Origin of the sequence: Streptomyces sp. NEAU-YJ-81 (genome assembly GCF_017592595.1) — a bacterium.
GTDB classification, from domain to species: Bacteria; Actinomycetota; Actinomycetes; order Streptomycetales; family Streptomycetaceae; genus Streptomyces; species Streptomyces hygroscopicus_B.
The window spans coordinates 154877-180129 of sequence record NZ_JAGFNO010000008.1 but is presented as its reverse complement, the minus strand read 5'-3'; the positions used below and the strand labels follow the sequence as shown (position 1 = coordinate 180129).

Genomic DNA, 25253 nt, shown 5'->3' with positions numbered 1-25253 from the left:
CGTGAGGAGGGCTGCCGCGCCTGCCGCTGCCGTGGAAGGGACGAGGGGGAGGAGCTCACGTTGGATCGCCGGTCCTGGTGGGTTGGCTGGGTGCGGGACAGCCTCTCATGCACGGCAGGACCTCACCCGTATGGCTGTGGATACCGCCGGTACGCCCGTGGACCCGCCGCATATCGGTACCGCCCCGCGCGAAACCGCACACCCGTACGCCCCCGCGCACGCCCCCGCGCACGCCGCGCCCCGGCACGGCTGCCGCAGCCCCGGAACATCACCGCATGCGGCCCCACTACCGGCCGTGGTCCTGCCCGCCCCCGTCCCACCGCGCCCTGGCCATGTCGATCCGCGGCAGATGGCCCTCGGCCGAGCGCGCCGCCTCGCGCAGCGGGGTGCCCTCCTCGCGGTAGTGGTCAAGAGCGCGCAGCTCATGGCCGGGCAGCAGCACACCGTCCGCACGCACGACCCGCCACCACGGCACGGCGCCCCCGTAGAGCGCCATCACCCGCCCCACCTGGCGCGGCCCGCCCTCCTCCAGCCATTCCGCGACGTCCCCGTAGGTCATCACGCGGCCGGAGGGGATCGACTCGGCCACGTCCAGCACCCGCTCGGCGTACTCGGGCAGCTCGTCAGCCTTGTCCCCGTCCCCCGGCTCCTTGCTCTCCCTGCTCTCCCGGCTCATCCGCCCCATCCTGCCGCACCCCTCCGACAGCCCCGCCGACGGCCGCGCCGAGCGCCCCGCGAGCGGTGGCGAGGGGCCCGCTGGGGGGCGGATTGCGGTTCGATCACGCATTGTGCGGGAATCCTCAGCACGGCGTACCATTCGGGGTTCACGTCCCCGAAATGCACCCTGATGCCCCCCTCCGCAGCCCGGGCATGCCACCATCTTCCGGGCGGTGACTGGTGATACGAGATCAAGAAGAGACGGCGAAGCAGCAGGGTGCGCAGCCTCCGGAGGAGGAGGCCCGCACCCCGGAGTCGTTGCCGCACTCCAAGGCGCCGTCCGGCGGCCGGCAGGAGCCCCCGGAGGCGGGGGATGACTGCGGCCCGGACGGACCGGAGGGCCATGTGGACCGGGTCTCCGGGGACGAGCCGCTGCTGCCCGCCCGTGTCCACCGCCCCGCCGATCTGCTGCGGCTGCTGCTCGGGGTCCTCGGCATGGCCGTCGTACTGGCCATCGCGGCCTTCGCCCATGGCACCACCGCGGGCCTGGAGAAGGACATCGGGCACGGCGCCAACCAGGCGCCCCCACTCCTGATCGACTTCGCGGGGCTCACGGCCGGGGTGGCCGTTCTCGTCCTGCCGGTGGCGTTCGCCTTCGAGCGGCTGATCAAACGGGACGGCCTGCGGATCGCCGATGGCGTGCTGGCCGCGGTGCTGGCCCACGGAGTGTCCCTCGCCACGGACCTGTGGGTCGCCAGAGCAGCCCCCAGCTCGATCCGGGAGGCGCTCACCCAGCCCGCGCCCGGCGGCGCCTTCAGCGACCCCGTGCACGGCTATCTCGCCCCTGTCATCGCCTATATGACGGCCGTCGGCATGGCCCGGCGCCCGCGCTGGCGGGTGGCCATGTGGTGCGTACTGCTGCTCGACGCCTTCGCGGTGCTCGTGGGCGGCTACACCACACCGTTCTCGATCATCCTTACGGTGCTCATCGGCTGGACGGTGGCCTATGGCACGCTCTATGCGGTCGGCTCCCCCAATGTGCGCCCCACGGGCCAGAACCTGCTCGCCGGGCTGCGCCGCGTCGGCTTCAACCCGGTCAGCGCCATGCGCGCCGAGGAGCCCGAGGACGTGCACGGCGGCCACGGCGACCGGAGCCGCCGCTATCTGGTCACCCTGGAGGACGGCCCGCCCCTGGACGTCACCGTGGTCGACCGGGAGCAGCAGGCCCAGGGCTTCTTCTACGGCGTCTGGCAGCGGCTGACACTGCGGACGATCACCCCGCCCCGCAGCCTCCAGTCGCTGCGCCAGGCCCTGGAGCAGGAGGCGCTGCTCGCCTACGCGGCCATCGCGGCCGGGGCCAACGCGGCCAAGCTGATCGCCACCTCCGAGCTGGGCCCGGACGCCGTGATGCTGGTCTACGAGCATGTCGGCGGGCGTCCGCTGCACGCCCTGCCGGACGAGGCGATCACCGACGAGCTGCTGGCCGGGGCCTGGCACGAGGTCCAGGCACTCCAGTCGCGGCGCATCGCCCACCGGCGGCTGGACAGCGACGCCCTGCTGGTCGACCGGAACGGCACGGTCATCCTGACCGATCTGCGCGGCGGTGAGATCGCGGCCGGTGACGTGGTGCTGCGGATGGACGTCGCACAGCTGATGACCACCCTGGGTCTGCGCGTGGGTGCCGAGCGCTCCGTGGCCGCCGCGGTGGCGGTCCTCGGCCCGGACGCGGTCGCCGACAGCCTGCCGCTGCTGCAGCCCCTGGCGCTCGGCCGGGGCACCCGCGCGACCCTGCGGCAGCTCGCACGCGAGCGCGCCCAGCGCCAGCGGGATGCCGTCCTGGAGGCGTCACACGCCGCCAAGGAGGCCAAGGAGGCGCAGGAGGCCGAGGAAACGAACGCCCAGGAGGCCGGGGCCCCGGAGGCGGCCACCAGCGACCGCAGGACCAGCAAGGCCGAGAAGCAGGCGGAGAAGCGCGCCATAGAGGAGGCGCTGGAGGACGCCCGCGAGGAGGATCTGCTCTCCCAGATCCGGCAGCAGGTGCTGCTGGTGAGGCCGCAGGCGCCGATAGAGCCCGAGCGGCTGGAGCGCATCAAGCCGCGCACCCTGGTCAGCTTCTGCGCGGGGGCCTTCGCCGCGTACTTCCTGCTGTCCCAGTTCACCCACCTCAAGCTGGGCGCCCTGGTCGGCGAGGCCAACTGGATCTGGGTCATCTTCGCGCTCCTCTTCTCCGCGCTCACCTATCTGGCCGCGGCGCTGAGCCTGCTCGGCTTCGTCCCGGAGAAGGTGCCGCTGCCGCGGACGGTGCTGGCGCAGGTCGCCGCCTCGTTCGTGAAGCTGGTGGCGCCCGCGGCGGTCGGCGGCGTCGCCCTCAACACCCGCTTCCTACAGCGCGCGGGGGTGCGGCCGGGGCTCGCGGTGGCCAGTGTGGGCGCCTCCCAGCTGTTCGGGCTCGCCAGCCATATCGTGCTGCTGCTGACCTTCGGCTACATCACCGGCACCGAGCGCACCCCGGCGCTCTCGCCGTCCCGGACCGTGATCGCCGGGCTGCTGACGGCCGCCGTGCTGGTCCTGGTGGTGACCGCGATCCCCGTCCTGCGGAAGTTCGTGTCCACCCGGGTGCGGTCGCTGTTCGCGGGCGTCATCCCGCGCATGCTGGACGTGCTGCAGCGGCCCAAGAAGCTGCTCACCGGCATCGGCGGCACCCTGCTGCTGACCGCCGCCAATGTGATGTGCCTCGACTCCGCGATCCGGGCGTTCGGCGGTGAGCTGAGCTACGCGAGCATCGCCGTCGTCTTCCTCGCGGGCAACGCCCTGGGGTCGGCGGCGCCCACCCCCGGCGGTGTGGGCGCGGTCGAGGCCGCCCTGATCGCGGGTCTGACCTTCGCCGGGCTGCCGTACGAGACCGCCGCGCCCGCGGTGCTGCTCTTCCGGCTGATGGTCTTCTGGCTGCCGGTGCTGCCCGGCTGGGTGGCCTTCACCCACCTCACCCGCAGAGAGGCGCTGTAGGGGCCCTGGACGCCCCACCGGAGCCCTCCCGCGGGCACCCGGCCGCCCCGGCTTCCTCTCTCACCCGTACGCCCCCGCTGTGCGCGCGGGGGGCGCCCGCCGCCCGCAGGATGGCGATACGCCGCCACCCCCGGGAGGGCCGCCGTGTCCCGACCTCTGCGCCTCGGTGCGCTGTCCACCGCCCTGCTGCTGGCCGTCCTGGCCGCCGGATGCGGTAGCGGCGGCGGACGGCCGGACACCTCGGCCCATCAGAAGCTGCACTGGTCCGGCTGCCCCGCCCCCTCCCCGAACCAGGACGCGGCCGCCACCAGGGCCCCGGGCGGGCAGTGGGAGTGCGCGACGCTCCATGCGCCGCTGGACTATCGCAAGCCGCACGGCCGGACCATCGGCATCGCCATGATCCGCGCCAAGGCCACCGACCGGCGCCACCGGATCGGCTCGCTCATCTTCAACTTCGGCGGCCCCGGCGGTTCGGGCGTGGCCACCCTTCCGGCCCTCGCCAACAGCTACAAGCAGCTACGCACCCGCTACGACCTGGTCAGCTTCGATCCGCGCGGGGTCGGCCGCAGCAGCGGGGTGCGCTGCCTGGGGGACAAACAGCTCGACGCCTACTACGCCGCCGACTCCACCCCGGACAACAAGGCCGAGGTGAAGAGCCAGATCCGCCGGGTCAAGACCTACGCCGCCGCATGCGAGAAGAACTCCGGCACGATCCTGCCCTACGTCGGCACCACCAACGCCGCCCGTGACATGGACCTCATGCGGCGCGTCCTCGGCGACAAGAAGATGCACTACTTCGGCGTCTCCTACGGCACCGAACTCGGCGGCGTCTACGCCCATCTGTATCCGAAGAAGGTGGGGCGAGCCCTCTTCGACGGAGTCGTGGACCCCATGCAGACACCCGAGCAGGGCGCGCTCGCCCAGGCCAAGGGGTTTCAGCGCGCCCTCAGCGACTATCTGAAGGCATGCACCAAGAGCAGCGTCTACAGCTGCCCCACCCAGCCCCGGATCCGCTCGCTGATGAAGCGGCTCGACGGCCATCCGGTGCGCGGCTACGGCGGCCGGAAGCTGACCGAGTCCCTGGCCGACGGCGGTATCGCGCAGTCCCTGTACTCCCGGGACTACTGGCAGTACCTCACCCAGGGGATCGCGGGCGCCCAACAGGGCGACGGCAGAATCCTGCTGGCCCTGGGCGACGCCTTGAACGGACGCGGCCCGGACGGGCGCTACAGCACCCTGCAGTCCGCGCTGACCGCCATCACCTGCGCCGACTTCAAGCAGCGCTATACGGTCGCGGACATCGAGCAGAAGCTGCCCGCCTTCCGTAAGGTCTCCCCCGTCTTCGGCGACATGATGGCGTGGGGCCTGACGCAGTGCACCGACTGGCCGGTCCGCGGCGCCTGGACCACACCCGACGTGAGCGCCAAGGGGGCCGCCCCGATCCTGGTCGTCGGCAACACCGGTGACCCGGCCACCCCGTACGAGGGTGCGGGGCGGATGGCGAAGGAGCTGGGGCCCGGGGTCGGGATCGAGCTCACCTACAAGGGCGAGGGCCATGGGGCGTACGACGGCGGCAACGCCTGCGTCCGAAAGACCGTCAACGCCTATCTGCTGCAGGGCAAGGTGCCGGAGAAGGGCCAGGTCTGCGGCTAGGCCCGGGTCCGCGCCCGGGCCCGCCTGGCGAACCGTGACGGCATTGAGAAGAAGTACGGACGATTCCGCCCCCGCCTCCTCATAGGATCTCCGGATATGCCGAGTTCCCCACGCACCATACGGACCAGGGCGCTGGTCTCCATGACCGCCATGGTCGCCCTCATCGCCGTCGCGGGCTGCGACGGAGACGGGGGAAGCGAGCAGGGCAAGGCGTCGGCCAAGCCCTCGGCACCGGCCCCGGCCGCGCCCTCGGACTCCGGGCTGCCGGGCTCGCTCACCGCTCAGAAGCTCAACTGGTCGTCCTGCCCTGCCCCGACCGCGATCCAGGGCACCGGTGAGAAGCCGGGAGATGGGTGGGAATGCGCCACGCTCAAGGCGCCGCTGGACTATGCGAAGCCCAAGGGCGAGACGATCGATCTGGCCATGATCCGCGCCAAGGCCAACGGGCCGGGCAAGCGCATCGGCTCCCTGGTGTTCAATTTCGGCGGACCCGGCGGCTCCGGGGTCTCCTCGCTCCCCGGTTTCGCCGCCGCCTACGACACCTTGCGCTCACGCTATGACCTGGTGAGCTTCGATCCGCGGGGGGTCGGAGAGAGCGCCGGGGTGACCTGCCAGAGCGACAAGCAGATCGACGCCTCCGACTCCGTCGACGGCACTCCGGACAACGACGCCGAGGTCAAGACAGCGATGGCGGACGCCAGGGCCTTCATCAAGGGCTGCCAGAAGCGTTCCGGCACGGTGCTCGCCCATGTGGACACCGTGAGCGCCGCCCGCGACATGGACCTCATGCGGCAGGTGCTCGGCGACGACAAGCTGTCGTACTTCGGCATCTCCTACGGCACCGAACTCGGCGGCGTCTACGCCCACCTCTTCCCCGGCCGGGTGGGACGCGCGGTCCTGGACGCCGTGGTCGACCCCACCGAGGACCCCGAGCAGGGCTCCTACGGCCAGGCGAAGGGGTTCCAGCTCGCGCTCGACAACTACCTCGAGGACTGCGCCAAGAAGGGCGCGGCCTGCCCGACCGGCGGCGACCCGGCGGCCGGTGCGGACCGGATCGTCGACTTCCTGAAGAGGCTCGACAAGAAGCCGCTGTCCACCGAGAGCGGCCGCAAGCTCACCCAGGACGGGGCGCTGGGCGGCATCGCCGCCGCGCTCTACGACAAGGAGAGCTGGAAGTACCTGACGATCGGGCTGCAGGAGGCGATGCAGCTCGACGAGGGCAATCTGCTGCTCGCCATGTCGGATTCGATGTCCGGCCGCGACGATGACGGCCACTACAGCAACATCAACGCCGCCAATGCCGCCATCAACTGCGTGGACGACAGGCAGCGTTACACGGTGACCGATGTGAAGGCGCAGCTGCCGCGCTTCCGTAAGGCGTCACCGGTCTTCGGCGAGTATCTGGCCTGGGGCCTGCTCGGCTGCACCGACTGGCCGGTGGACGGCACCACGGACACCCCGGACGTCACCGCCAAGGGCTCGGCGCCGATCCTCGTGGTCGGCAACACCGGCGACCCCGCCACCCCGTACGAGGGGGCGCGGAAGATGGTCAAGGAGCTGGGCAAGGGCGTGGGCGTCGAGGTCACCTACAAGGGGCAGGGCCATGGCGCGTACAACAGCGGCAACGCCTGTATGACGAAGACCGTGAACGCCTATCTGCTGGACGGGAAGGTGCCCGCGGGCGGCACGACCTGCCGGTAAGGGACTCACGGAGCATTAAGAGGGCCGGGCCCGCCGTAAGGGGCTCATGGAACGGCAAGGGGGCCGGACCCGCCGTCGGTGCGGCGGGTCCGGCCCCCTGGTGCGCGGTGCGTCAGGAGATCAGTAGACCGGCTTGTCGGGCTCGATCTGGTTGACCCAGCCGATCACGCCGCCGCCCACATGGACGGCGTCGGAGAAGCCCGCGGACTTCAGGACGGCCAGGACCTCCGCCGACCGGACACCCGTCTTGCAATGCAAGACGATCTTCTTGTCCTGCGGAAGGTCCTGGAGGGCGCCGCCCATCAGGAAGTCGTTCTTCGGGATCAGCCGGGCGCCGGGGATCGAGACGATCTCGTACTCGTTCGGCTCGCGGACATCGATGACGTCGATGTTCTCGCCGTCGTCCATCCACTCCTTGAGCTGCTTGGGAGTGATCGTCGAACCGGCCGCCGCCTCCTGGGCCTCCTCCGACACCACGCCGCAGAACGCCTCGTAGTCGATCAGCTCGGTGACGGTCGGGTTCGGACCGCAGACCGCGCAGTCGGGGTCCTTGCGGACCTTGACCTGGCGGTAGGTCATCTCCAGGGCGTCGTAGATCATCAGACGCCCGACCAGCGGGTCGCCGGTGCCGGTGAGCACCTTGATGGCCTCGGTGACCTGGATCGAGCCGATGGAGGCGCACAGCACGCCCAGCACGCCGCCCTCGGCGCAGGACGGGACCATGCCGGGGGGCGGGGGCTCCGGGTACAGGCAGCGGTAGCAGGGGCCGTGCTCGGACCAGAAGACCGACGCCTGGCCGTCGAAGCGGTAGATCGAGCCCCAGACATACGGCTTGTTCAGCAGCACGCACGCGTCGTTGACCAGATAGCGGGTGGCGAAGTTGTCGGTGCCGTCCACGATCAGGTCGTACTGGGAGAAGATCTCCATCACGTTGTCCGCCTCGAGGCGGCCCTCGTGCAGCACGACGTTGACGTACGGGTTGATGCCCAGGACCGAGTCACGGGCGGACTCCGCCTTGGGGCGGCCGATGTCCGCCTGGCTGTGGATGATCTGGCGCTGCAGATTGGACTCGTCGACCTCGTCGAACTCCACGATGCCGAGCGTGCCCACGCCGGCCGCGGCGAGGTACATCAGGGCCGGAGAGCCGAGGCCGCCCGCGCCCACACAGAGCACCTTGGCGTTCTTCAGCCGCTTCTGCCCGTCCATCCCGACATCCGGGATGATCAGATGGCGTGAGTACCTGCGGACCTCGTCGACGGTGAGCTCGGAAGCCGGCTCGACCAGCGGTGGCAGCGACACGGGGACTCCGTAAGGGAAGGGAGCAAACGGTTCACCCCCGCGTGAGCGGGGAGGTTTTCTTCTCGTAACACTGCCACGCCCCATCTCATTCCATGACACGTGGTCCGAGTCGCGAGACGATTTCGTCCCAGTAGCCGGGCAGGGCCTTCCAGGGGGAATCCGCGCAGGTCCGCCCCTCAGGATGGGCCGTACGGTCGGTGAAGTAGATCGTGCCCGCTCCCTGCCAGCGGGCGATCCTCAGCGCTTCCTCGAGATGACGGCGGGGGACGCCGTGCACCTGGTGGCAGAACCGTTCGGGCGGATACCCCGCCGTCCACTCGGCCACCTGGGACCAGCGGTAATCCGCCCACGAACCCCGGAAGGTCACGAGCTGATCGGCGAGCTCCATATAGCCCTCATGCGGGTGGATGCCCTGGCCGAGCACCAGATACACCCCGCCCAGCAGCGCGCGCAGCGTGGCCACCGTACGGCGGACGTCCGGCAGACCGGGGCGGTCCACCGGGCAGCGGTCCAGACAGAAGCCGTCGACCTGGTACCAGTCCAGGAAGTGGTTCGCGTCACTGATCAGCTCACCGAAGGGGCGGGTGCCGCACCGCAGGTCGAGGTGGCCCAGCACCCGTACGCCCGTGGCGCGCAGCCTCGACGCCGCCGTAAGGCAGTGCGGATCCCTGCTCGTGCCGGGGCCGCGGGAGACGTTGAGGACCGCCCAGTGCAGAGGCGTGCCGGGGCGGGTGAGCTCGGCCCACTCGGTGGGTGCGACCAGGGGGTGGGCGTAGCCGGGCACTCCGAAGCCCAGCCGGTCGGCGGTGGCCGGGGTGTCGTGCGAGGGGCCCGCGGGGATCAGATGCGACATGCCGCCTCCATCCAGATGTCGGCGAGCGACTCCTCCAGTGGGATCCGGGAACGCCAGCCGAGCCGGTCGCGGGCGGTGCGCACATCGGCCTGCTGCCAGCTGCCGCAGCCGTCCGGATAGGGGTAGGTGGTCGCGTTGCCGGCGCCTCCCGGGCCGCCGCCGTGCTCGGCCGCCGCCTGGAGGTGAGCGGGCGCGTGGCCGTGGGCGGTGGCATGGGCGTGGGCCGTGCCATGGGGGTGGGCGGGCGCCGGGATATGGCCGGCGGCGGCCGGGACGCGCCCCGGCGGGCTGTCGATCTCGTGCAGGGCGCCGCCGAAGCCCGCGACCCTGGCGAGCACGGAGGCCGCCTCGCGGAGCCGTACGGCGCGCCCGGTGCCGATGTTGACGACGCCCTGCGCGGCCGACAGCGAGGCCGCGTGGACCGCCCGCGCCACGTCCCGTACGTCCACGAAGTCGCGCTGCACGCCGAGGCCGCTCAGCTTGAGCTCGCTCTCCCCGGACTGCATCGCGCGCCGCATCGCCTCCGCGAGCCGCCCCAGCGGCGAACCGGCCGGAGTGCCGGGCCCCACGGGCGAGAAGACCCGCAGCACCACCGCGTCCAGCCCGGAGCCCAGCACCAGCTCGGTCGCGGCGAGCTTGCTCACGCCGTACGGGCCGCCGGGGCGCGGCACGGCGTCCTCGGCGGTCGACGAGCCGGGCTGCGAGGGCCCGTACTCGGCGGAGCAGCCGATCTGGACGAGGCGGGCGCCGCAGCCGCTGCGGCGCAGCGACTCGCAGACGGTCGCCACGGCGACGGTGTTGTGCCGGGTGAGCTCGCGCGCCCCGCCGCGGGTCGCCCCGGCGCAGTTGATCACGACGCCGGGGTGGACCGCGTTGAGGAAGCGGGTGAGCGCCCCGGGACTGCCGTTGGAGAGGTCGAACCGCACATCGGCGTCATCGCCGCGGCCGAGCGCGGTGAGCTGGACGGCGGGGTCGGCAAGCAGGTGTTCGGCGACATAGCGGCCGAGAAATCCGCCGGAACCGAGCAACAGGACTCTCATCGGTCGCGCCTCCCCGTGCCGGCGCGCTGATCGGTCGTGTCGCAGCTCATGTGGTTGCTCCTCGGACTCATTAAGGGGGGAAGGACGGGGGGTGGCGGGTTCGGTGAGCGCCTTACGGGACGCGGTTCGGGGCGGTGCCGGGGGCAGGGGCGGTACGAGCGGTACGCGCGCCGGGGCCGCCATGGGCGGAGGCCCGGCACAGGGCGCCGAACGCGTAGATCAGCAGCGCGAGCGCGGCGGCGCCGCAGGCGGCCGCGGGGATGGCGGCCGTGCCCTGGGCGGCGGTCAGCCGTGCCACGGGCGCGCCGAGCGGCGCGGCGCCCGGCAGCCGGGCGGCGGCAGCCGTCACCAGGGCCGCGGCCTGGACCGCGCAGGCCACGGCGGTGCCAGTCAGCGCGGCCTTGCGGAAGCCGTGGACGGCGAGCAGCCGGGCGAGGAACAGCAGCGCGCAGAGCGCCACGACGGCCGCCTCGGCCATCGAGGGGAGCGTGGCGACGGGGGGTGATCCGGGCACCGTGAGCCGGGCCGCGAGCACCAGGGCCGCCAGACCACAGACGAAGGCCGTCACCACACCCGCGGACAGTGGGCGCACGCCTGCCGCGAACTCCTCCAGCCCACGGCTGACCGCCAGCCTGCGGCGCGCCCTTACGGCGAACCAGCGGGCACACCACGCGGCGGGCGCGGCGGCCAGGGCGAGGAGGACGGCGGCCTGCGTCGCGGGCGCCGCTTCGTAAGGACGACGTCCGTCGAGGAGCCCGGTGAGCAGCCAGTCCCCGACGGCGGCATAGCCGAATAGCCAGCCGGCGCCGAGGGCGTACGCGATACGGCCCCCGCGCCCGCTCCCATGGACACGCAGGGGCCCGCGGCGCAGGCACAGCCACAGGGCGATGACCGTCAGGGCGGCGCCGCCCGCGCCCACGGCGAGGCCGACGGTGGCGTCCTTACGGATGGCATCGACGCGGAGGACGGCGGAGGCGGTCGCCACGCACAGGGCGCCTGGCAGCAGCCACAGCGCCCCGAGCGCCATGCGCGCCGCCAGCGCGCTCCCCGGCGCGGGAGCTACCGGGGGTGCGGGCTCCTCGGCGCGCGGCACCCGGGCGTACAACTCCTCGGCGAGCGAGAAGACATCGCGGTGCCGGAAGCGTGCGGCGGTGCGGTCCGTCACACCATGGGCCTCCAGCCCTGCGGCGATCTCCAGCGGGTCGACGGCGCGGGCGCACAGGTCGTGGTGGTGGTGCATCAGCGCCCGCACCGGATCGGCGGGCCCCCGCCGGCCCTTCCCCTGTCCCCTCCCGGCACCGGTGCGCGCGGACGCCTCGTCCGGCCGCCGGGAGACCGGCACCCGGACCTCGGGCAGGGCGCCGAGGCCGCGGTCGGAGGAGGCCGGATCGAACCGGCCGTTCCACCGGGGAGGCGTGGTCATGCGCCCTCCTCGGACGGCCGCGGGCCCACGCCCAGCGGCTCACGCGGCGGTGGGGTGGCCCAGGTGGGGGTGTGCTCCGGGGCGGAGCGGGAGGCGAGCGGGCCGGGCAGCCAGTGGCCGAAGCCGTCGCCGTCGCGGCCCGCGGTCCAGCGCCCCGGGACATGTGCCTCGGCGGGACGGGCGAACGGCAGCGGCCCGCCGCCCTCACCGACCTCCTCGCGCCGCACCGGGCAGTGCGACATCAGCTCCAGATAGATCCCGCGGAAGGCCGCGACGTTCTGCTCGACGGTGAAGAGCTCCAGCGCACGGGCGCGCGCGGCGGCGCCCAGGCGCGCGCGGCGCTCGGGGTCGCCCAGCATGGCCAGGCACGCATCCGCGAGCGCCCGGGGATTGCGCGGGGGCACCACGAGCCCGGTGCCGCCGATGACCTCGCACACCGCGCCCACATCCGTGGACACCGTGGCCCGTCCGCAGAACATCGCCTCGACCAGCCCGACCGGGAAGCCCTCGACCACGCTGGACAGCACCACGACGCCGCCCGCCCCATAGGCGTCGGCCAGGGTCGGCACCTCGGGGTCGCCGAGCCGCTCGAAGGAGACCGGGTTGTCACCGGCGGAGTGGGCGTCCGCCGCCTCGTCGGGGAAGAGATGCTCGGCCAGCGCCCGGCAGTGGGCCGGATAGCCGTCCGTCTCCGCATCCTCGCCGCGCCGGGTCTCGATGATCCTCAGCCGGGCGTCCGGCTGCCACCTGCGCACCTCCGCGAAGGCGTGCAGCAGGGCGATGACGTCCTTGGGTGGCTCGATCCGGCCCACCCACACCAGCGTCCGGTCGTCGCCGCCGGACTGGGCCGCGCCCTGCTCGCCGACCTCCGCGAAGCGGGCGGCGTCCATGCCGGGGTAGACGGTGCGCAGCCGCTCCCGCTCGGCGCCGCACCGCTCCTGCCAGCGCCGCGTATGCGTATTGCCCGGGGTGATCAGATCCGCCCGTGCGTACGCCTCGGCGGCCAGCCGGCCGTGGAACGTGGCCAGCAGGGTCCGTACGGGCCCGGGGAGCGGCCGGCCGTCCGCCGCGTCGGCCGCACCCGCCAGATAGCACTCGCGCAGCCGGACGCCGTACTCGGTGAGCAGCAGGGGTGTGCCGAAGCGGCGCTTGGCCAGCAGCCCGGGGAGTACCGCCGCGCCGCCGGTCGCGGCGTGGCACAGGTCCACCCCGGACAGCCCCGGATCGCCTCCGGCCCCGTCGCCGTACCAGTCGAGCGACAGCGGGCGCAGCGCGCGCTCCAGCGCCTCGGTGACGGTCAGCAGATCGGCGACCCGCACCTGGTGGGCGCCGTGTGGCGCCCCGAGGGTGCGGCAGGCCCGCTCCAGCGTCCTTACGGCGTCCTCGGAGCGGAGCGCGGCGGACAGCCCGCCGTACTCCCCGGCAAGGTCGGCGAGGCCGTGGAGACCATTGGCGAAACGGTCCGCCTCGGCAGTGGAGCGGCCGGGCACGCCGGAGCCATGGGGCGCGCCGGAACCGTAAGGCGCGCTGATCGCCGCGGCCAGCTCCCCGAAGTGCTCGGCGAACCGCCGCCGCTGCCGACGGCCGCCGCGCCCGCCCCGCCGGCGCTCCGGCTCGCCCCACAGCGGCGCGGTGCGCACCAGGCCGACGTGGCGCGGCAGCTCGCCCCAGCCTCCGGCCTCCTGGCCGGGGCCGCGGCTGAGCGCGTACACCTCGAACTCATGCTGGGCGAGGCCGCGCACCAGCCGGTCGCACCACACCCGCGCATCACCGATCGCATACGGATAGCCACCCTCCGTAAGCAGTCCTACGCGCATGAGCGCACCCCCGATCTCCCAAACGGGCCGTCGTCCTGCCGCCGTCACCGGCGGCGGCCGCCGTCAGGCAGCGGGAGCACGTTATGCGCGCAGAGCCCCGGTGCGACGGACGGTTGTCCGTCGCACCACCGGAAGGGGTGAACGCACGTGACCTATCGGGAATTCAGGCGTTGGGGCACGCTATATGGGCCGGTGCGGGGCCGTCAGCCCTTGGGGAACGGCCAGGCGTTGGGGCGGCAGGTGGCGCCGTCCGTCGACAGGAACTTGGTCTGCTGCATCATCACCGGCGCCAGCGCGCCCTGCCTGGAGCAGATCTCGTGGTTGTGGCCGAGACGGTGGCCGACCTCGTGGTTGATGAGCATCTGGCGGTACGAGTGCATCTTGTCGTCGCCGTAGGTCTTGGCGCCCTGCGCCCACCGATAGGCATTGATCATGACGCGCTCGGTCGACGCCGAGTCGCAGGAGACGTTGTCCTCGGTGGTGTCGAGGCCGGACTTGGCACACCACACCGCCGTGGTCCCGGGGCTCGCGAGGGTGATGACGAAGTCCGCATGGCCGGACGAGACCCGCTCGAAGGTGCGAACGCCGCCGTGCGCCCAACTGCGGTCGTCGTTGAGCGTCTTGTGCACGGCCTCGGCGAACAGCTTGCCGTCGAGCGGCAGTCCCTTCTCCACATCGACGCGGTAGCGCATCACCTGACCCCGGCCGGGGGCCTTGTCGTGCCCGCCGACGGCCTGGAAGGAGCCGGAGCCGCGCAGCTTGGCGTCGAGCGGGAAGACGGTCGCCATCTTCGCGTCGTAGGTGACGGGGGCCGCCGGGCCCGCCGAGCGGGCCGCCCCGCGACCGTCGTCGGCGCGGGAGTCGCGACCGCCGCGGGCGGCGGCGTCGCCACGCTCCGGGCCGTCCTGGGCCTGCGTCTTACCGCCGCCGTGCGGTCCGCTCGCGACCTGTCCGGCCACCACGACGGCCAGCACGGTGGTCACGGCCGCGGCGGCGACACCGGTGAAGGTGCGCCCCTTACCGCTCTTGGTGACGCCGCGCGCCCCCTTGCCCGCGGGTCCTGTCTCGTCGTCGTCCGGTCCGCTCCCGCCGTCGCCGCCGGAGCCGCCGCCGATCCCGTCGGAGGGGGTGGCCGCCCGCTGCGTACGGCGCTGCGGGGGCACTCCGCCCGGCGCTCCGGCGGCGAATACGTCATCGCCGTCGCAGTCCAGGGCGTCGGGGGTGTCGAACGCCTCGACGTACTCCTTGCGCGGGCCGGGCATCAGACCGGCCGCGCCGCCCGTGCCGCCTGTGGTCGGGCGCTGCGGCGGGTTCATGGTGCGCATGCCGTAAGGGGGCCGCTGGCCGCCGGGACCGCCGGGGCTCCTGGCCCCGCCCGGACCGCCGCCGCGGCCACCGACCGCGCCCCAGCCGCCGCCCGCCTCGCGCTGCTCGGGATGTCCGCCCCTGGTGCGTGCCGCGGGGCCGCCCGCTCCGTAGGGCAGCCTCGGCACGCCCTGCGGCGGGGTCATACCGGGATCCACGGCACCGGGCCCCGCCGCGGCGCGGCGCCGTCCGGTGCCCGGTCTGTCGTCCTCCGGGGCCGGGCCGGGTGCGATGTGCTCGACGAACTCAGGGCCCGAGCCGTGCCCCTGTCCGGAGCCCGCCGCCGCGGACCGGCGTTCCCGGCCTTCCTGGCTGCCACGTGCGCTGTGTTTACCCACGCGCCGCACCGCTCCCGTCCGCGCCGGACGCCGGTACGGCCCCCCGCGCCTTCCGGCTGTCCCGGTCATCTCGTTCTTCAACGCCATCGAGCAGCTCGCGCATCCCGCGCGCCACCGCTTCGGGATACTCCATCATCGCCACATGCCCGGCGTCCAACAGCGTCAGCAGACGCGAGTCGCGGAAGGTGGTGTTCGCCCGCTGCGCCATCCTTAGGGACACCAGCTGGTCGCGGCCGCCGTAGACGAGCAGCGTCGGGGCGAGCACCCGCTCGGCCTGACGCCACAGGGAGTGCTGGCCGCCCAGGGTGTACGAGTCGACGACACCGCGTGCCGAGCGGCTCAGCGCGTCCCAGAAGTACGGGAGGGCGAGCCGGCGCTCGAACTCCTCGACCGCGTAGGCGAAGTCCTCCCGACTGACAAGAGAGGGGTCGCCGAAAGTGAGGAACATCACTTCGCGGGTGCGCCGCTCCGCGTCCCAGTCCCTCGTCATGCGGGTGAACAGCCGGGTCACCCCGGGCACCGCGAGCAGACCGGTCGGCACCGCCGTGCGCTGCGGGCGCAGCTCGGGCAGCGCGGGCGAGACAAGAGTGAGGGTGCGCACCAGATCCGGCCGCACCGCCGCGACGCGCGTGGCGATCGAGCCGCCCATCGAATTGCCGACCAGATGGACGGGCCCGCGGCCCTGCGCGTCGAGATAGCGGATCACGGCGCGGGCATGGCCGGTTATGGAGTAGTTGCCGTCGTCCGGCGGCGGGGAGTCGCCGAAACCGGGGAGGTCGAGCGCCTCGCCCTCCACCCGGTCGGCGAGCAGCTCCATGAGCGCCGACCAGTTCTGCGAGGAGCCGCCGAGGCCGTGCACGAAGAGCGCGGGCGGCAGCCCGGAAGCGGACGGCGGACGGCAGCGCACGGTCATCGTGAGCCCCGGAAGGGAAGCGGTCCGCAGCTTCTCACCCGCTCCGACCCGCACGGACCTCGCGGGCGGGACCGCCGCGACGATGCGGGCTTCCGGCGGCTCGGTCGAAGACATGCGCCAATGTTACGAGACGATCACGCGCGCGACCGTGTGTTCACGCTCACAGACCGCGTAGCGTCCGAAAGTGACCTCTCCTAGGCTCGTAAGTCACAGGGGCGATCGCCTTGCCCCTGGGTAGTCGCCAGTGGGTAAGCCCTCAGTGGGACGCCACCATGGGCGGCCGCCAGTGGCAGCCGGCACAGGGCACAGGGAAGGGGAGCACATGTCCATCGACCCAACCGACCCCGACACCTTCGAGGACTCCGTCGAGAACACCGACGAAACCGCCGTGTACGACGTCGAGGCGCCCGAGGCGGACGCCGCCGAACAACATCGCGAGGTGATCGCCCGCCGCGACGAACCGCCCAGGGCGGACGAGTTCGTGGAAGCCAACGAGGCCGACCGCGCGGAACAGGCCCGGGTGGTCGAGGTGAACGAGGAGGACTACCGATGACCTGCGTTATTTGTGGGCTTTTCATAGAGTCCGGTCCGTGAAATTCTCCGCACGAACCGCGCGCCGCGCTGTTACCGAAAAGTACGATGGCGGACGCGATGGACATCGTGCATAGGGATCATTCATTGGGAGGCGGCGTGACAGCCATCGAGCAGACCGAGGCGCGCCCACGGGGTACGCGCCTTCCGCGCCGAGCCCGACGTAATCAGCTCCTGGGGGCCGCTCAGGAGGTCTTCGTGGCCCAGGGCTACCACGCGGCGGCGATGGATGACATCGCCGAGCGCGCCGGGGTCAGCAAGCCAGTGCTCTACCAGCACTTCCCGGGCAAGCTGGAGCTCTATCTCGCCCTGCTCGACCAGCACTGCGAGTCCCTGCTGCACGCGGTGCGCACCGCGCTCGCCTCGACCACCGAGAACAAGCAGCGCGTCGCGGCGACCATGGAGGCGTACTTCGCCTATGTCGAGGAGGAAGGCGGCGCCTTCCGGCTCGTCTTCGAGTCCGATCTGACCAACGAGCCCGCGGTGCGCGAGCGCGTGGACCGCGTCTCGCTGCAGTGCGCCGAGGCGATCAGCGAGGTCATCGCCGAGGACACCGGACTGTCCAGGGACGAATCGATGCTGCTGGCCGTGGGCCTCGGCGGGATCTCCCAGGTGGTCGCGCGCTACTGGCTCTCCAGCGAGAGCGAGGTGCCACGGGAGACCGCCGTGCAGTTGCTCACCTCGCTGGCCTGGCGCGGTATCGCGGGCTTCCCGCTGCACGGGGCCGAAGGCGGCCACTGAGCACCCGGGCGCCATTTCCGGCCACGAGGGTGCGGCGCCGTGAGCGCGAGGGCACGGCGCCGCGAGCTCGGGGCCGCGACGGGGCGTGTTCGCGGGCGGCGGGTGTGTTCGCTGCCGGCGTGCGCCCGCGGCCCCCGGCGGGTGTCCCGGCACGGCTAGGGTGTGCTGGGTACAGCGCGGATGGCCGCGCTACCCCAAATGACCGTCGGAGGGACAAGGCCGTGGAGGTCAAGATCGGCGTGCAGCACGCGCCCCGCGAGATCACTTTGGAGAGCGGGCAGTCTGCCGAGGAGGTCGAGCGCCTGGTGGCCGAGGCGCTCGGCGGCAAGGCTCAGGTGCTGATCCTGGAGGACAGCCACGGCCGTAAGGTCCTGATCCCGGCCGACCGGCTCGCCTACATCGAGCTCGGCGAGCCGAGCGCCCGCAAGGTCGGTTTCGGCGCGGCCTGACGTATTCAGCCGACGGCGGCGGGGTTTGGTGGAATCTTCCACCAAACCCCGTCGCTGTTTGTGCGCGCGCCCGCACGCCCCCGGCACGCCGGGCACCACAGACCGCCCCCGTGGGCAGGGTTGCCCTCGCTTGGGCACGGGTAGGACGGGCTCGACCGACGCGTGATCACGTGTCGGTTCCGATCCGCTTACGGGAAGGACGCGCCAATGCTGTTCTGGGAAGCGCTCGCCTCGGTACTGATCGGTCTCGTCATCGCGTACGGGGCGCTCCAACGGCTCCCCCGAAGGCTGCCCGCGCGGCGCCTCGTCCTGTCCACCGGCCCCGCCGCCGCGCTGCTGGGCGCTCTGCTGACCCATACGGTGCTGGGCTCGGGGCACACCGCCCCCGTGCTGATCGTCGCGCTCGGCTTCGCGGCGGCCCTGCTGTCGCTGCTCATCCGCCCCGCCAGGACGGGCCGCCGGCGTTCGGTCCCGGCGTAGGCCCCGTCCGGCAGCTCTTCGCGGGCCCGCGACGCCTGGCACGGCGCCCCCGGATAGCCCGGGGAGGCGCCCCTGGCACCAGACGCCGCGGGCTCCGCGCCGTCAGCCGCTGCTGAGGTCACAGGCGCGAAGATCCGCCGGAAGGGCTTAGGCGGCGAGCCCGAGGGCGGCCATCCGCTTGGTGTGGGCCTCGGTGATCCGTGAGAACATCCGGCCCACCTCCGCCAGGTCGAAGCCGTCCGCCAACCCGCCGACCAGCATCGTGGAGAGCGCGTCGCGGTCCGCGACCACCCGCTGGGCCTGCGACAGCGCCTCGCCCATCAGCCGCCGCGCCCACAGCGCCAGCCGCCCGCCGACCCGCGGATCGGCCTCGATCGCGGCACGCACCTTCTCGATCGCGAACGACGCGTGGCCGGTGTCGTCGAGCACCTGGAGCACCAGATCACGGGTGTCGGAGTCCAGCCGGGCCGCGACCTCGCGGTAGAAGTCACTGGCGATCGAGTCGCCCACGTACGCCTTGACCAGGCCCTCCAGCCAGTCGGACGGCGCGGTCTGGCGGTGGAACCCGTCCAGGGCCGCCGCGAACGGCTCCATCGCCGCCGTCGGCTCCTCGCCGACCGCCGAGAGCCGGCCCCGAAGCCGCTCGAAGTGGTGGAACTCGGCGGACGCCATCTTCGCCAGCTCCGCCTTGTCCTCGAGCGTGGGCGCCAGCTTGGCGTCCTCCGCCAGCCGCTCGAAGGCGGCCAGCTCGCCGTAGGCGAGGGCGCCGAGCAGATCCACCACGGCGGCCCGGTACTGCGGATCGGCGGCCGCCGTGTCCCAGTTCTGGGCGGCGATCCCGGTGGGCGCCGGGGCCTTCTCCCCGCTGCCCTCCCCCGAAGCTGCGTGGTCCCCGGCGGGCGCGGCGGGCGTCTCAGGCGTGTCAGGCGTCTCCATGGAGCGCACAATAGCCCGCTCCGCGCCCGGGGGAAGGCCCTGGTCAGCCATGCCCACGGATGCCCCGCATCGGACTGCCCGGTCACAGATGCGTGCATCCGGGGTACAGTGATAAATGCGCCCGTCGAGTATCGGCGGGTTGTTCCACGAATGCGGATGCCCGGTCGGTGGCCCGATCGGCTCCAAACCCGACCGCCCTCCGCGCGGCGCGCATCACTTTTGCGTACGGCAGGAGGGACCCGCTCGCGGCGTGAGCGCTCGAGCGAAGGCCGTGGTCCCGCGCCGAACCGGCCATCCCCAAGGCCGGTGCACCCGGGCGCCGTGCGACCCCCTTCGCCGCTTCTCGCCGCGTCTCACAGAAGAGGCAAGCATCCTGACCACTTTCCGAGAACTCGGGATCCTCCCCGAGACGGCCGAGGCCCTGGAAGCCGTCGGCATCACGTCCCCGTTCCCCATCCAGGAGATGACGCTTCCGGTTGCCCTCTCCGGCACCGACGTCATCGGCCAGGCGAAGACCGGCACCGGCAAGACGCTGGGCTTCGGCCTGCCCCTGCTGGAGCGCGTTGTCGTCTCCGCGGACGTCGAGGCGGGCCGGGCCAAGCCCGAGCAGCTGACCGACGCGCCGCAGGCGCTCGTGGTCGTCCCCACCCGCGAGCTGTGCCAGCAGGTGACCAACGACCTTCTGACGGCCGGCAAGGTCCGCGCCGTCCGCGTCCTGTCGATCTACGGCGGCCGCGCCTACGAACCGCAGGTCGAGGCCCTGAAGAAGGGCGTCGACGTGATCGTCGGCACCCCGGGCCGGCTGCTGGACCTGGCGGGTCAGAAGAAGCTGCGGCTCTCCTCCGTCAAGGCGCTCGTCCTGGACGAGGCCGATGAAATGCTCGACCTGGGCTTCCTGCCCGACGTCGAGAAGATCATCCAGCTGCTGCCCGCCAAACGCCAGACGATGCTCTTCTCGGCCACCATGCCGGGCCAGGTCATCTCGCTGGCCCGGCGCTATATGTCGCAGCCCACGCACATCCGCGCCACCGCGCCGGACGACGAGGGCGCGACCGTGGCCAACATCACCCAGCATGTCTTCCGCGCCCACTCCATGGACAAGCCGGAGGTCGTGGCCCGGGTGCTGCAGGCCGATGGCCGCGGGCTCGCGATGATCTTCTGCCGGACGAAGCGGACCGCCGCCGACATCGCCGATCAGCTCGCGCGCCGTGGCTTCGCCTCCGGCGCGGTCCACGGCGACCTCGGCCAGGGGGCGCGCGAGCAGGCGCTGCGCGCCTTCCGTAACGGCAAGGTCGACGTGCTGGTGTGCACCGACGTCGCCGCGCGCGGCATCGACGTCGAGGGCGTCACGCATGTGATCAATTACCAGTCGCCCGAGGACGAGAAGACCTATCTGCACCGCATCGGCCGTACGGGTCGCGCGGGCGCCTCGGGTATCGCCATCACGCTCGTCGACTGGGACGACATCCCGCGCTGGCAGCTGATCAACAAGGCGCTGGACCTGGCGTTCCATGAACCGGAGGAGACGTACTCCACCTCCGAGCACCTCTTCGAGCTGCTGAACATCCCCGAGGGCACCACCGGTGTGCTCCCGCGTGGTGAGCGCATCCGGGCGGGGCTCGCCGCCGAGGAGATCGAGGACCTGGGCGAGACCGGAGGCCGGGGTGGCCGCAGCCGCCGGGCCGCCGCCCCGGTCACGGAGGAGCGCCCCCCGCGGGGCCGCCGGGTACGCCGCCGCACCCGTGGCGGTATGTCCGCGGACGGCACGGGCGCCCCGGAGGGCGCGGCGGCGGCCGAGTCCGCCGCCGACACCGCCGAGGGTGCCACCGAGCCCCGTCGGCCCCGCCGACGCCGCCGTACGCGCGGCGGTGCGGCGACGGCCCACCCCGAGGCGGCCACGGCCGCCGTCGACACGGCGGAGGCGGCCCAGCCGGAGGCGGAGCCCGCCGAGGCTTCCGCGAAGCCGCGCCGCCGCCGCACCCGGGGCGCCGCCAGGACCGCCGAGTCGGCGACAGCGGCCGTCGAGACGGCCGAGGGCACCGAGGACGCCGCGCAGGAGTCCGCGAGCGCCGTCGCCGTCGAGTCGGCGGAGACCACGGTGACGACGGTGGAGGCCGCGGAGGCTGCCGTCGAGGCACCCACGAAGCCGCGCCGCCGCACCCGCGCCAAGGCCGCCGATGCAGCCCAGACCGCCGTGGAAACGGCCGAGGGCACGACGGACGCGGTGAAGGCCGCCGAGACCGTCGAGGCGCAGCCGGAGGCCGTGGAGGCACCCGCCAAGCCGCGCCGTCGCACCCGTGCCAAGGCTGCCGAGGCCGCGGAAGCCGCTGTCGACACTGCCGAGGGCACCGCCGAGGCGGCCACGCCCCGGCGCCGCACCCGCGCCGCCACCAAGGCCGACACCGCCGACGCACAGCCGGAGACGGAGACCACCGAGGCCCCCGCCAAGCCGCGGCGCACCCGCGCCAAGGCCACGAAGGCCGCGGAAGCCGCTGTCGAGACCGCCGAAGGCATCGCCGAGGCCACCGACGCCGCCGAAGCCGCCAAGCCGCGGCGCCGTACGCGTGCCAAGGCTGCCGAAGCCGTGGAGACGGCCGAGGGCACCGCCGAGGCGGCCACGCCCCGGCGCCGCACCCGCGCCACCGCCAAGGCCGACACCGCCGACGCACAGCCGGAGACGGAGACCACCGAGGCCCCCGCCAAGCCGCGCCGGACCCGTGCCAAGGCCGCCACGGCGGCACCGGCCGCGGACGAGGCCGGTGCCGAGGCCGCGACGGCCAAGCCCCGGCGCCGTACGCGCGCCAAGGCCGCCGAGGCCGTCGAGGCCGCTACCGAGGGCTGACGCGCAACCGCGCCACAGCGCATGGCATGGCCAGGGGCCCGTTCCGCGACACCGCGGGGCGGGCCCCTGGGCGTTCACGTACCGTTTCCCGCGACCTGTATAGCCTCATCCCCATGAGCAGGCCGCCCTTTCTCACACTGCCCGCGGGCGCCCGTGCGTACCGCCTCCGGACCGCGCGCGGGGAGTTCGCCGTCCATGACGCGCGGCCCGCTTCGGCCGCGCGCGGGACCGTCCTGCTGGTCCCGGGGTTCACCGGGAGCAAGGAGGACTTCATCGCGCTGCTGGAGCCGCTCGCCTCGGCCGGCTTCCGGGTCGTCGCCGCCGACGGGCGGGGGCAGCACGAGAGTCCTGGCCCCCGTAAGGAGGCCGCGTACGCCCAGGACGAGCTGGCCCAGGACCTGCTCGCGCAGGCCACCGCCCTGAGCGCGGCGACCGAGGACCCGGTCCATCTGCTCGGGCACTCGCTCGGCGGGCTGATCGCGCGGGCGGCCGTACTGCGCGACCCGGGCGCGTTCGCCTCGCTGACGATCATGAGTTCCGGCCCGGCGGCCATCTCCGCCCCGCAGTGCGCCCGGATCAAGCTGCTGATCGACGCGCTGACCGTGATGGACATGGAGTCCGTATGGCAGGCGATGCGCGAGCTGGATCCGCCCGAGGCGGCCGACGCGGCGACACCGCCCGGGGTGGCGGAGTTCCTGCATCAGCGCTGGCTCGGGACCGTACCGGAGCAGCTGATCGTCACAGGGCGGCAGCTCGCCGCTGAGCCGGACCGGGTCGATGAGCTGGCGGCGCTGCGGCTGCGTACCCATGTGCTCTCCGGTGAGTCGGACTACGCCTGGCCGGTACCGCTGATCGACGAGATGGCCGAACGGCTGGCCGCCCGCCGGACCGTGATCGACGGCGCCGGGCACTCCCCCAACACCGAGCGGGCCCACCCCACCGCCGACGCCCTGACCTCCTTCTGGCGCGACGTGGGCTGACGGACGTGGGCTGAGCGACATGGGCCGAGCCAAAACGCGACCTGGGCCGAGCCCGAAGCGGATCAGATGCGCCGGGAGCCGGGAAAAGAGTCGGAGCGGCTCAGTACTGCGCCTGCAGATGCTCCCAGAAGCCATCCCGCAGGGCGCGCCGCAGATCGGCGTGGGCACGCAGCGAGAGCCGCAGCAGCCCCTCCGCGTCGATCAGCAGCTCCTGGTCCACGGAGCCGGGCAGATACGGATGGCCCGGCAGCAGCTCCGCGAGCGTCTCCCGGCCGCGTGCGGACAGCCACTGGGCGGCGATCTGCGCCCCGACGAAGCGCACCTCGTCCCGGGTCGGGGCGGGCCCGCACAGCGGCGAGTCGCCGTTCAGCTCGTAGCCGGTGGCCCGCCGGGTGACGTACGGCTTGCAGAAGTCGAGGTCGAAGGTGCGCTGGCTGTCGACCTCCCACAGCAGCGGCTCGGCCTGGTTGCGCCCGTCGAGGGCCTCGATGCCCCACAGATGGACGCGTGCCCCGTAGCCCTGGGCCGCCTCGACGGCGGAGACCAGGTCCTCGTCGCCGCCGATCAGCACGGCGTCGCCGATGGCGCGGTGGCGGGCGAGGGATTCCAGGTCGGAGCGGATGAGAGAGTCGACGCCCTTCTGCTGGTTGTTGGCGTTGAGGTTGCCGAGCCGGACCTTGACGTCGGGCAGCTCCGCGATGCTCTGCTGCTCCGGGGTGTGGATCCGGCGCCGGGCGCCGTCGAACCAGTAGACGCGCAGCAGCCTGCTGTCCGGGAAGATCGTGCGCGCCTTGTCGATGAACGCCTCGATGAGCCCCTCGGCGTCCAGCTCGAACGCGCGGCGGTCCTCCGTGCCCGCGACGAGCCGGCCGGCAGCCGCGTAGACATACCCCGCGTCCACGAAGATCGCGTGCGTCGAAGGCGTGGTCGCGACCTCGGCGAGCACGCGCTGCAGCAGCTCGTTGGTGCGCTCGATGCCCGCGACGATCGAGGCGAGGTCTGGTTGGCCCGGAGGCATCGCTTCACTCATACGCGGTTCATTCTCCGGGCGGCCGTGTGAGAGGCACAACCGGACCCCGCACCGGCCACCAGCAGATACTTAGGCTGCGAAAAAATTTTATTAGCGTAGGGAATGTTTTTGGGGGACCCTCTCGTTGAACACGTACAGGAGGGCGCGGCAGCGAAGCTGCGCGACTCCGTACACATCAGTTCTCCTTCAGGAGGATCAGACGAAGGGAGAAGCCACTTTGCGCTTCGAGATCATGCGCCTTGACGATGTCGATGGCAGTGCCATCGACAGCACCGTCGTAGACGCCGCCTCCGTCAACCGGATCGTGCAGCAGGCCGCCGCTATCGGCCAGCGCATCTACATCCGTCCAGCCGAGACCGCCGCCCGGTAGTGCCGTAAGGCTCTCCAGCAGCACAGAGTGTCGAGCGCCCCCGTACCGCGACGGTACGGGGGCGTTTGTGTCATGTCAGGCGGTATGGGCCACCTGGAGGACCCCGTTGATGATCTGCTGGACCGCGATGGCGGAGAGCATCATCCCGGACAGCCGGGTGACCAGCACCACTCCCCCTTCCTTGATCACGCGAATGATCAGCAGCGAGTAGCGCATGGTGATCCACAGCACGACATGCATGGCCACGATCGCGGACCACACCGCCACCTGATCGGCGAGCCCGGGCGCGTGCTGGACGGCGAGGATCACCGAGACGATCGCGCCCGGCCCGGCCAGCAGCGGCATGCCGAGCGGGACGAGCGCGACATTGACGTCCTTGGTCTGGCTCGGCTCGTCGCTCTTACCGGTCAGCAGACTGAGCGCGATCAGCAGGAGCAGCAGCCCGCCCGCGATCATCAGCGCGGGGACGGAGACATGCAGATAGTCGAGGATCTGCTGACCGCCGATGCCGAAGACGGCGATGACGCCGAAGGCGACGGCCGCCGCCTGGCCCGCCATCCTGCGCTGCACCTTGGCCGGACGGCCCGAGGTCAGCGCGAGAAAGATGGGTGTGATGCCCGGCGGGTCCATGATCACGAAAAGGGTGAGGAAGAGGGAGCCGAAGACGGCGACGTCGAACACGGTGAATGGCCTTGCGGGGATGAGCAGCGGTGCGGCGCTGATGCGGTACGGGAAACGGAGGGAAGGGAAAGCGGGGAAGGGACAGCGG

21 protein-coding genes are annotated in these 25253 nt (G+C 72.5%); 9 read left to right on the top strand and 12 right to left on the bottom strand.

Annotated features, from left to right (window positions below; translation table 11 throughout):
- Window positions 1–286: 286 nt before the first annotated feature.
- Window positions 287–676: an MGMT family protein gene (locus J5X86_RS20230; protein WP_208518165.1), complete on the bottom strand. Its 390-nt coding sequence runs from the start codon at window positions 674–676 to the stop codon at window positions 287–289.
- 221 nt (window positions 677–897) lie between these two features.
- Between J5X86_RS20230 and J5X86_RS20225 the strand changes: the two genes are divergently transcribed.
- The 3 genes from J5X86_RS20225 (at window position 898) to J5X86_RS20215 (ending at window position 7017) form a co-directional block, all read left to right on the top strand.
- A complete protein-coding gene (locus tag J5X86_RS20225) occupies window positions 898–3663 on the top strand; it encodes a lysylphosphatidylglycerol synthase transmembrane domain-containing protein (protein WP_208518164.1) in 2766 nt (921 codons plus the stop codon).
- 144 nt (window positions 3664–3807) lie between these two features.
- Window positions 3808–5316, top strand: coding sequence for an alpha/beta hydrolase (locus tag J5X86_RS20220; protein ID WP_208518163.1), 1509 nt, complete (start codon window positions 3808–3810; stop codon window positions 5314–5316).
- A gap of 96 nt (window positions 5317–5412) precedes the next feature.
- On the top strand, window positions 5413–7017 hold the full coding sequence (locus J5X86_RS20215) for an alpha/beta hydrolase (RefSeq protein ID WP_208518162.1): 1605 nt from the start codon (window positions 5413–5415) through the stop codon (window positions 7015–7017).
- A 120-nt stretch (window positions 7018–7137) separates the two neighbouring features.
- On the opposite strand, the gene moeZ is transcribed toward J5X86_RS20215, so the two are convergent.
- From moeZ to J5X86_RS20180, 7 genes are all read right to left on the bottom strand, one after another.
- Window positions 7138–8316, bottom strand: a complete 1179-nt coding sequence (moeZ, locus tag J5X86_RS20210; protein ID WP_078643444.1) for an adenylyltransferase/sulfurtransferase MoeZ — start codon at window positions 8314–8316, stop codon at window positions 7138–7140.
- Window positions 8317–8401: 85 nt separating this feature from the next.
- Entirely contained in the window at window positions 8402–9169 is a 768-nt protein-coding gene (locus tag J5X86_RS20205; RefSeq protein ID WP_208518161.1) for a spherulation-specific family 4 protein, read from the bottom strand.
- Entirely contained in the window at window positions 9157–10209 is a 1053-nt protein-coding gene (locus J5X86_RS20200) for an NAD-dependent epimerase/dehydratase family protein (RefSeq protein WP_208518160.1), read from the bottom strand. Before J5X86_RS20200 ends, J5X86_RS20205 begins: the two co-directional genes overlap by 13 nt.
- Window positions 10210–10321: 112 nt before the next feature.
- Entirely contained in the window at window positions 10322–11632 is a 1311-nt protein-coding gene (locus J5X86_RS20195) for a hypothetical protein (protein WP_208518159.1), read from the bottom strand.
- On the bottom strand, window positions 11629–13449 hold the full coding sequence (locus J5X86_RS20190; protein ID WP_208518158.1) for a DUF3492 domain-containing protein: 1821 nt from the start codon (window positions 13447–13449) through the stop codon (window positions 11629–11631). Before J5X86_RS20190 ends, J5X86_RS20195 begins: the two co-directional genes overlap by 4 nt.
- 203 nt (window positions 13450–13652) lie before the next feature.
- Window positions 13653–15161, bottom strand: a complete 1509-nt coding sequence (locus J5X86_RS20185; protein WP_208518157.1) for a DUF3152 domain-containing protein — start codon at window positions 15159–15161, stop codon at window positions 13653–13655.
- Window positions 15145–16179 carry an alpha/beta fold hydrolase gene (locus tag J5X86_RS20180; protein WP_208518156.1) on the bottom strand — a complete coding sequence of 345 codons (1035 nt, stop codon included), beginning with the start codon at window positions 16177–16179 and terminating at the stop codon, window positions 15145–15147. Before J5X86_RS20180 ends, J5X86_RS20185 begins: the two co-directional genes overlap by 17 nt.
- 208 nt (window positions 16180–16387) lie before the next feature.
- On the opposite strand from J5X86_RS20180, the gene J5X86_RS20175 reads away from it, so the two are divergent.
- From J5X86_RS20175 to J5X86_RS20160, 4 genes are all read left to right on the top strand, one after another.
- Window positions 16388–16618: a hypothetical protein gene (locus J5X86_RS20175; protein WP_208518155.1), complete on the top strand. Its 231-nt coding sequence runs from the start codon at window positions 16388–16390 to the stop codon at window positions 16616–16618.
- A 137-nt stretch (window positions 16619–16755) separates the two neighbouring features.
- Window positions 16756–17397: a TetR/AcrR family transcriptional regulator gene (locus J5X86_RS20170; RefSeq protein ID WP_014054739.1), complete on the top strand. Its 642-nt coding sequence runs from the start codon at window positions 16756–16758 to the stop codon at window positions 17395–17397.
- A gap of 221 nt (window positions 17398–17618) precedes the next feature.
- Window positions 17619–17846, top strand: coding sequence for a DUF3107 domain-containing protein (locus tag J5X86_RS20165; RefSeq protein ID WP_059145230.1), 228 nt, complete (start codon window positions 17619–17621; stop codon window positions 17844–17846).
- Between the two features lie 207 nt (window positions 17847–18053).
- Complete coding sequence (locus J5X86_RS20160) at window positions 18054–18326, top strand: hypothetical protein (protein ID WP_078643430.1); 273 nt, start codon at window positions 18054–18056, stop codon at window positions 18324–18326.
- A gap of 147 nt (window positions 18327–18473) precedes the next feature.
- Here J5X86_RS20160 and J5X86_RS20155 read toward each other — a convergent pair whose 3' ends face one another.
- Window positions 18474–19262, bottom strand: a complete 789-nt coding sequence (locus tag J5X86_RS20155; protein ID WP_243980877.1) for a ferritin-like fold-containing protein — start codon at window positions 19260–19262, stop codon at window positions 18474–18476.
- 463 nt (window positions 19263–19725) lie between these two features.
- Here J5X86_RS20155 and J5X86_RS20150 point away from each other — a divergent pair, with 463 nt between their 5' ends.
- Together J5X86_RS20150 and J5X86_RS20145 are read left to right on the top strand one after the other, a co-directional pair.
- Window positions 19726–22104, top strand: coding sequence for a DEAD/DEAH box helicase (locus J5X86_RS20150; protein ID WP_243980876.1), 2379 nt, complete (start codon window positions 19726–19728; stop codon window positions 22102–22104).
- 113 nt (window positions 22105–22217) lie between these two features.
- Window positions 22218–23084 carry an alpha/beta fold hydrolase gene (locus J5X86_RS20145; RefSeq protein ID WP_208518153.1) on the top strand — a complete coding sequence of 289 codons (867 nt, stop codon included), beginning with the start codon at window positions 22218–22220 and terminating at the stop codon, window positions 23082–23084.
- A gap of 100 nt (window positions 23085–23184) precedes the next feature.
- On the opposite strand, the gene J5X86_RS20140 is transcribed toward J5X86_RS20145, so the two are convergent.
- From J5X86_RS20140 to J5X86_RS20130, 3 genes are all read right to left on the bottom strand, one after another.
- Complete coding sequence (locus J5X86_RS20140) at window positions 23185–24114, bottom strand: NYN domain-containing protein (RefSeq protein ID WP_043235464.1); 930 nt, start codon at window positions 24112–24114, stop codon at window positions 23185–23187.
- A 175-nt stretch (window positions 24115–24289) separates the two neighbouring features.
- Window positions 24290–24508, bottom strand: coding sequence for a hypothetical protein (locus J5X86_RS20135; RefSeq protein ID WP_208518152.1), 219 nt, complete (start codon window positions 24506–24508; stop codon window positions 24290–24292).
- 51 nt (window positions 24509–24559) lie between these two features.
- Window positions 24560–25165, bottom strand: a complete 606-nt coding sequence (locus tag J5X86_RS20130) for a MarC family protein (protein ID WP_208518151.1) — start codon at window positions 25163–25165, stop codon at window positions 24560–24562.
- Window positions 25166–25253: the final 88 nt, after the last annotated feature.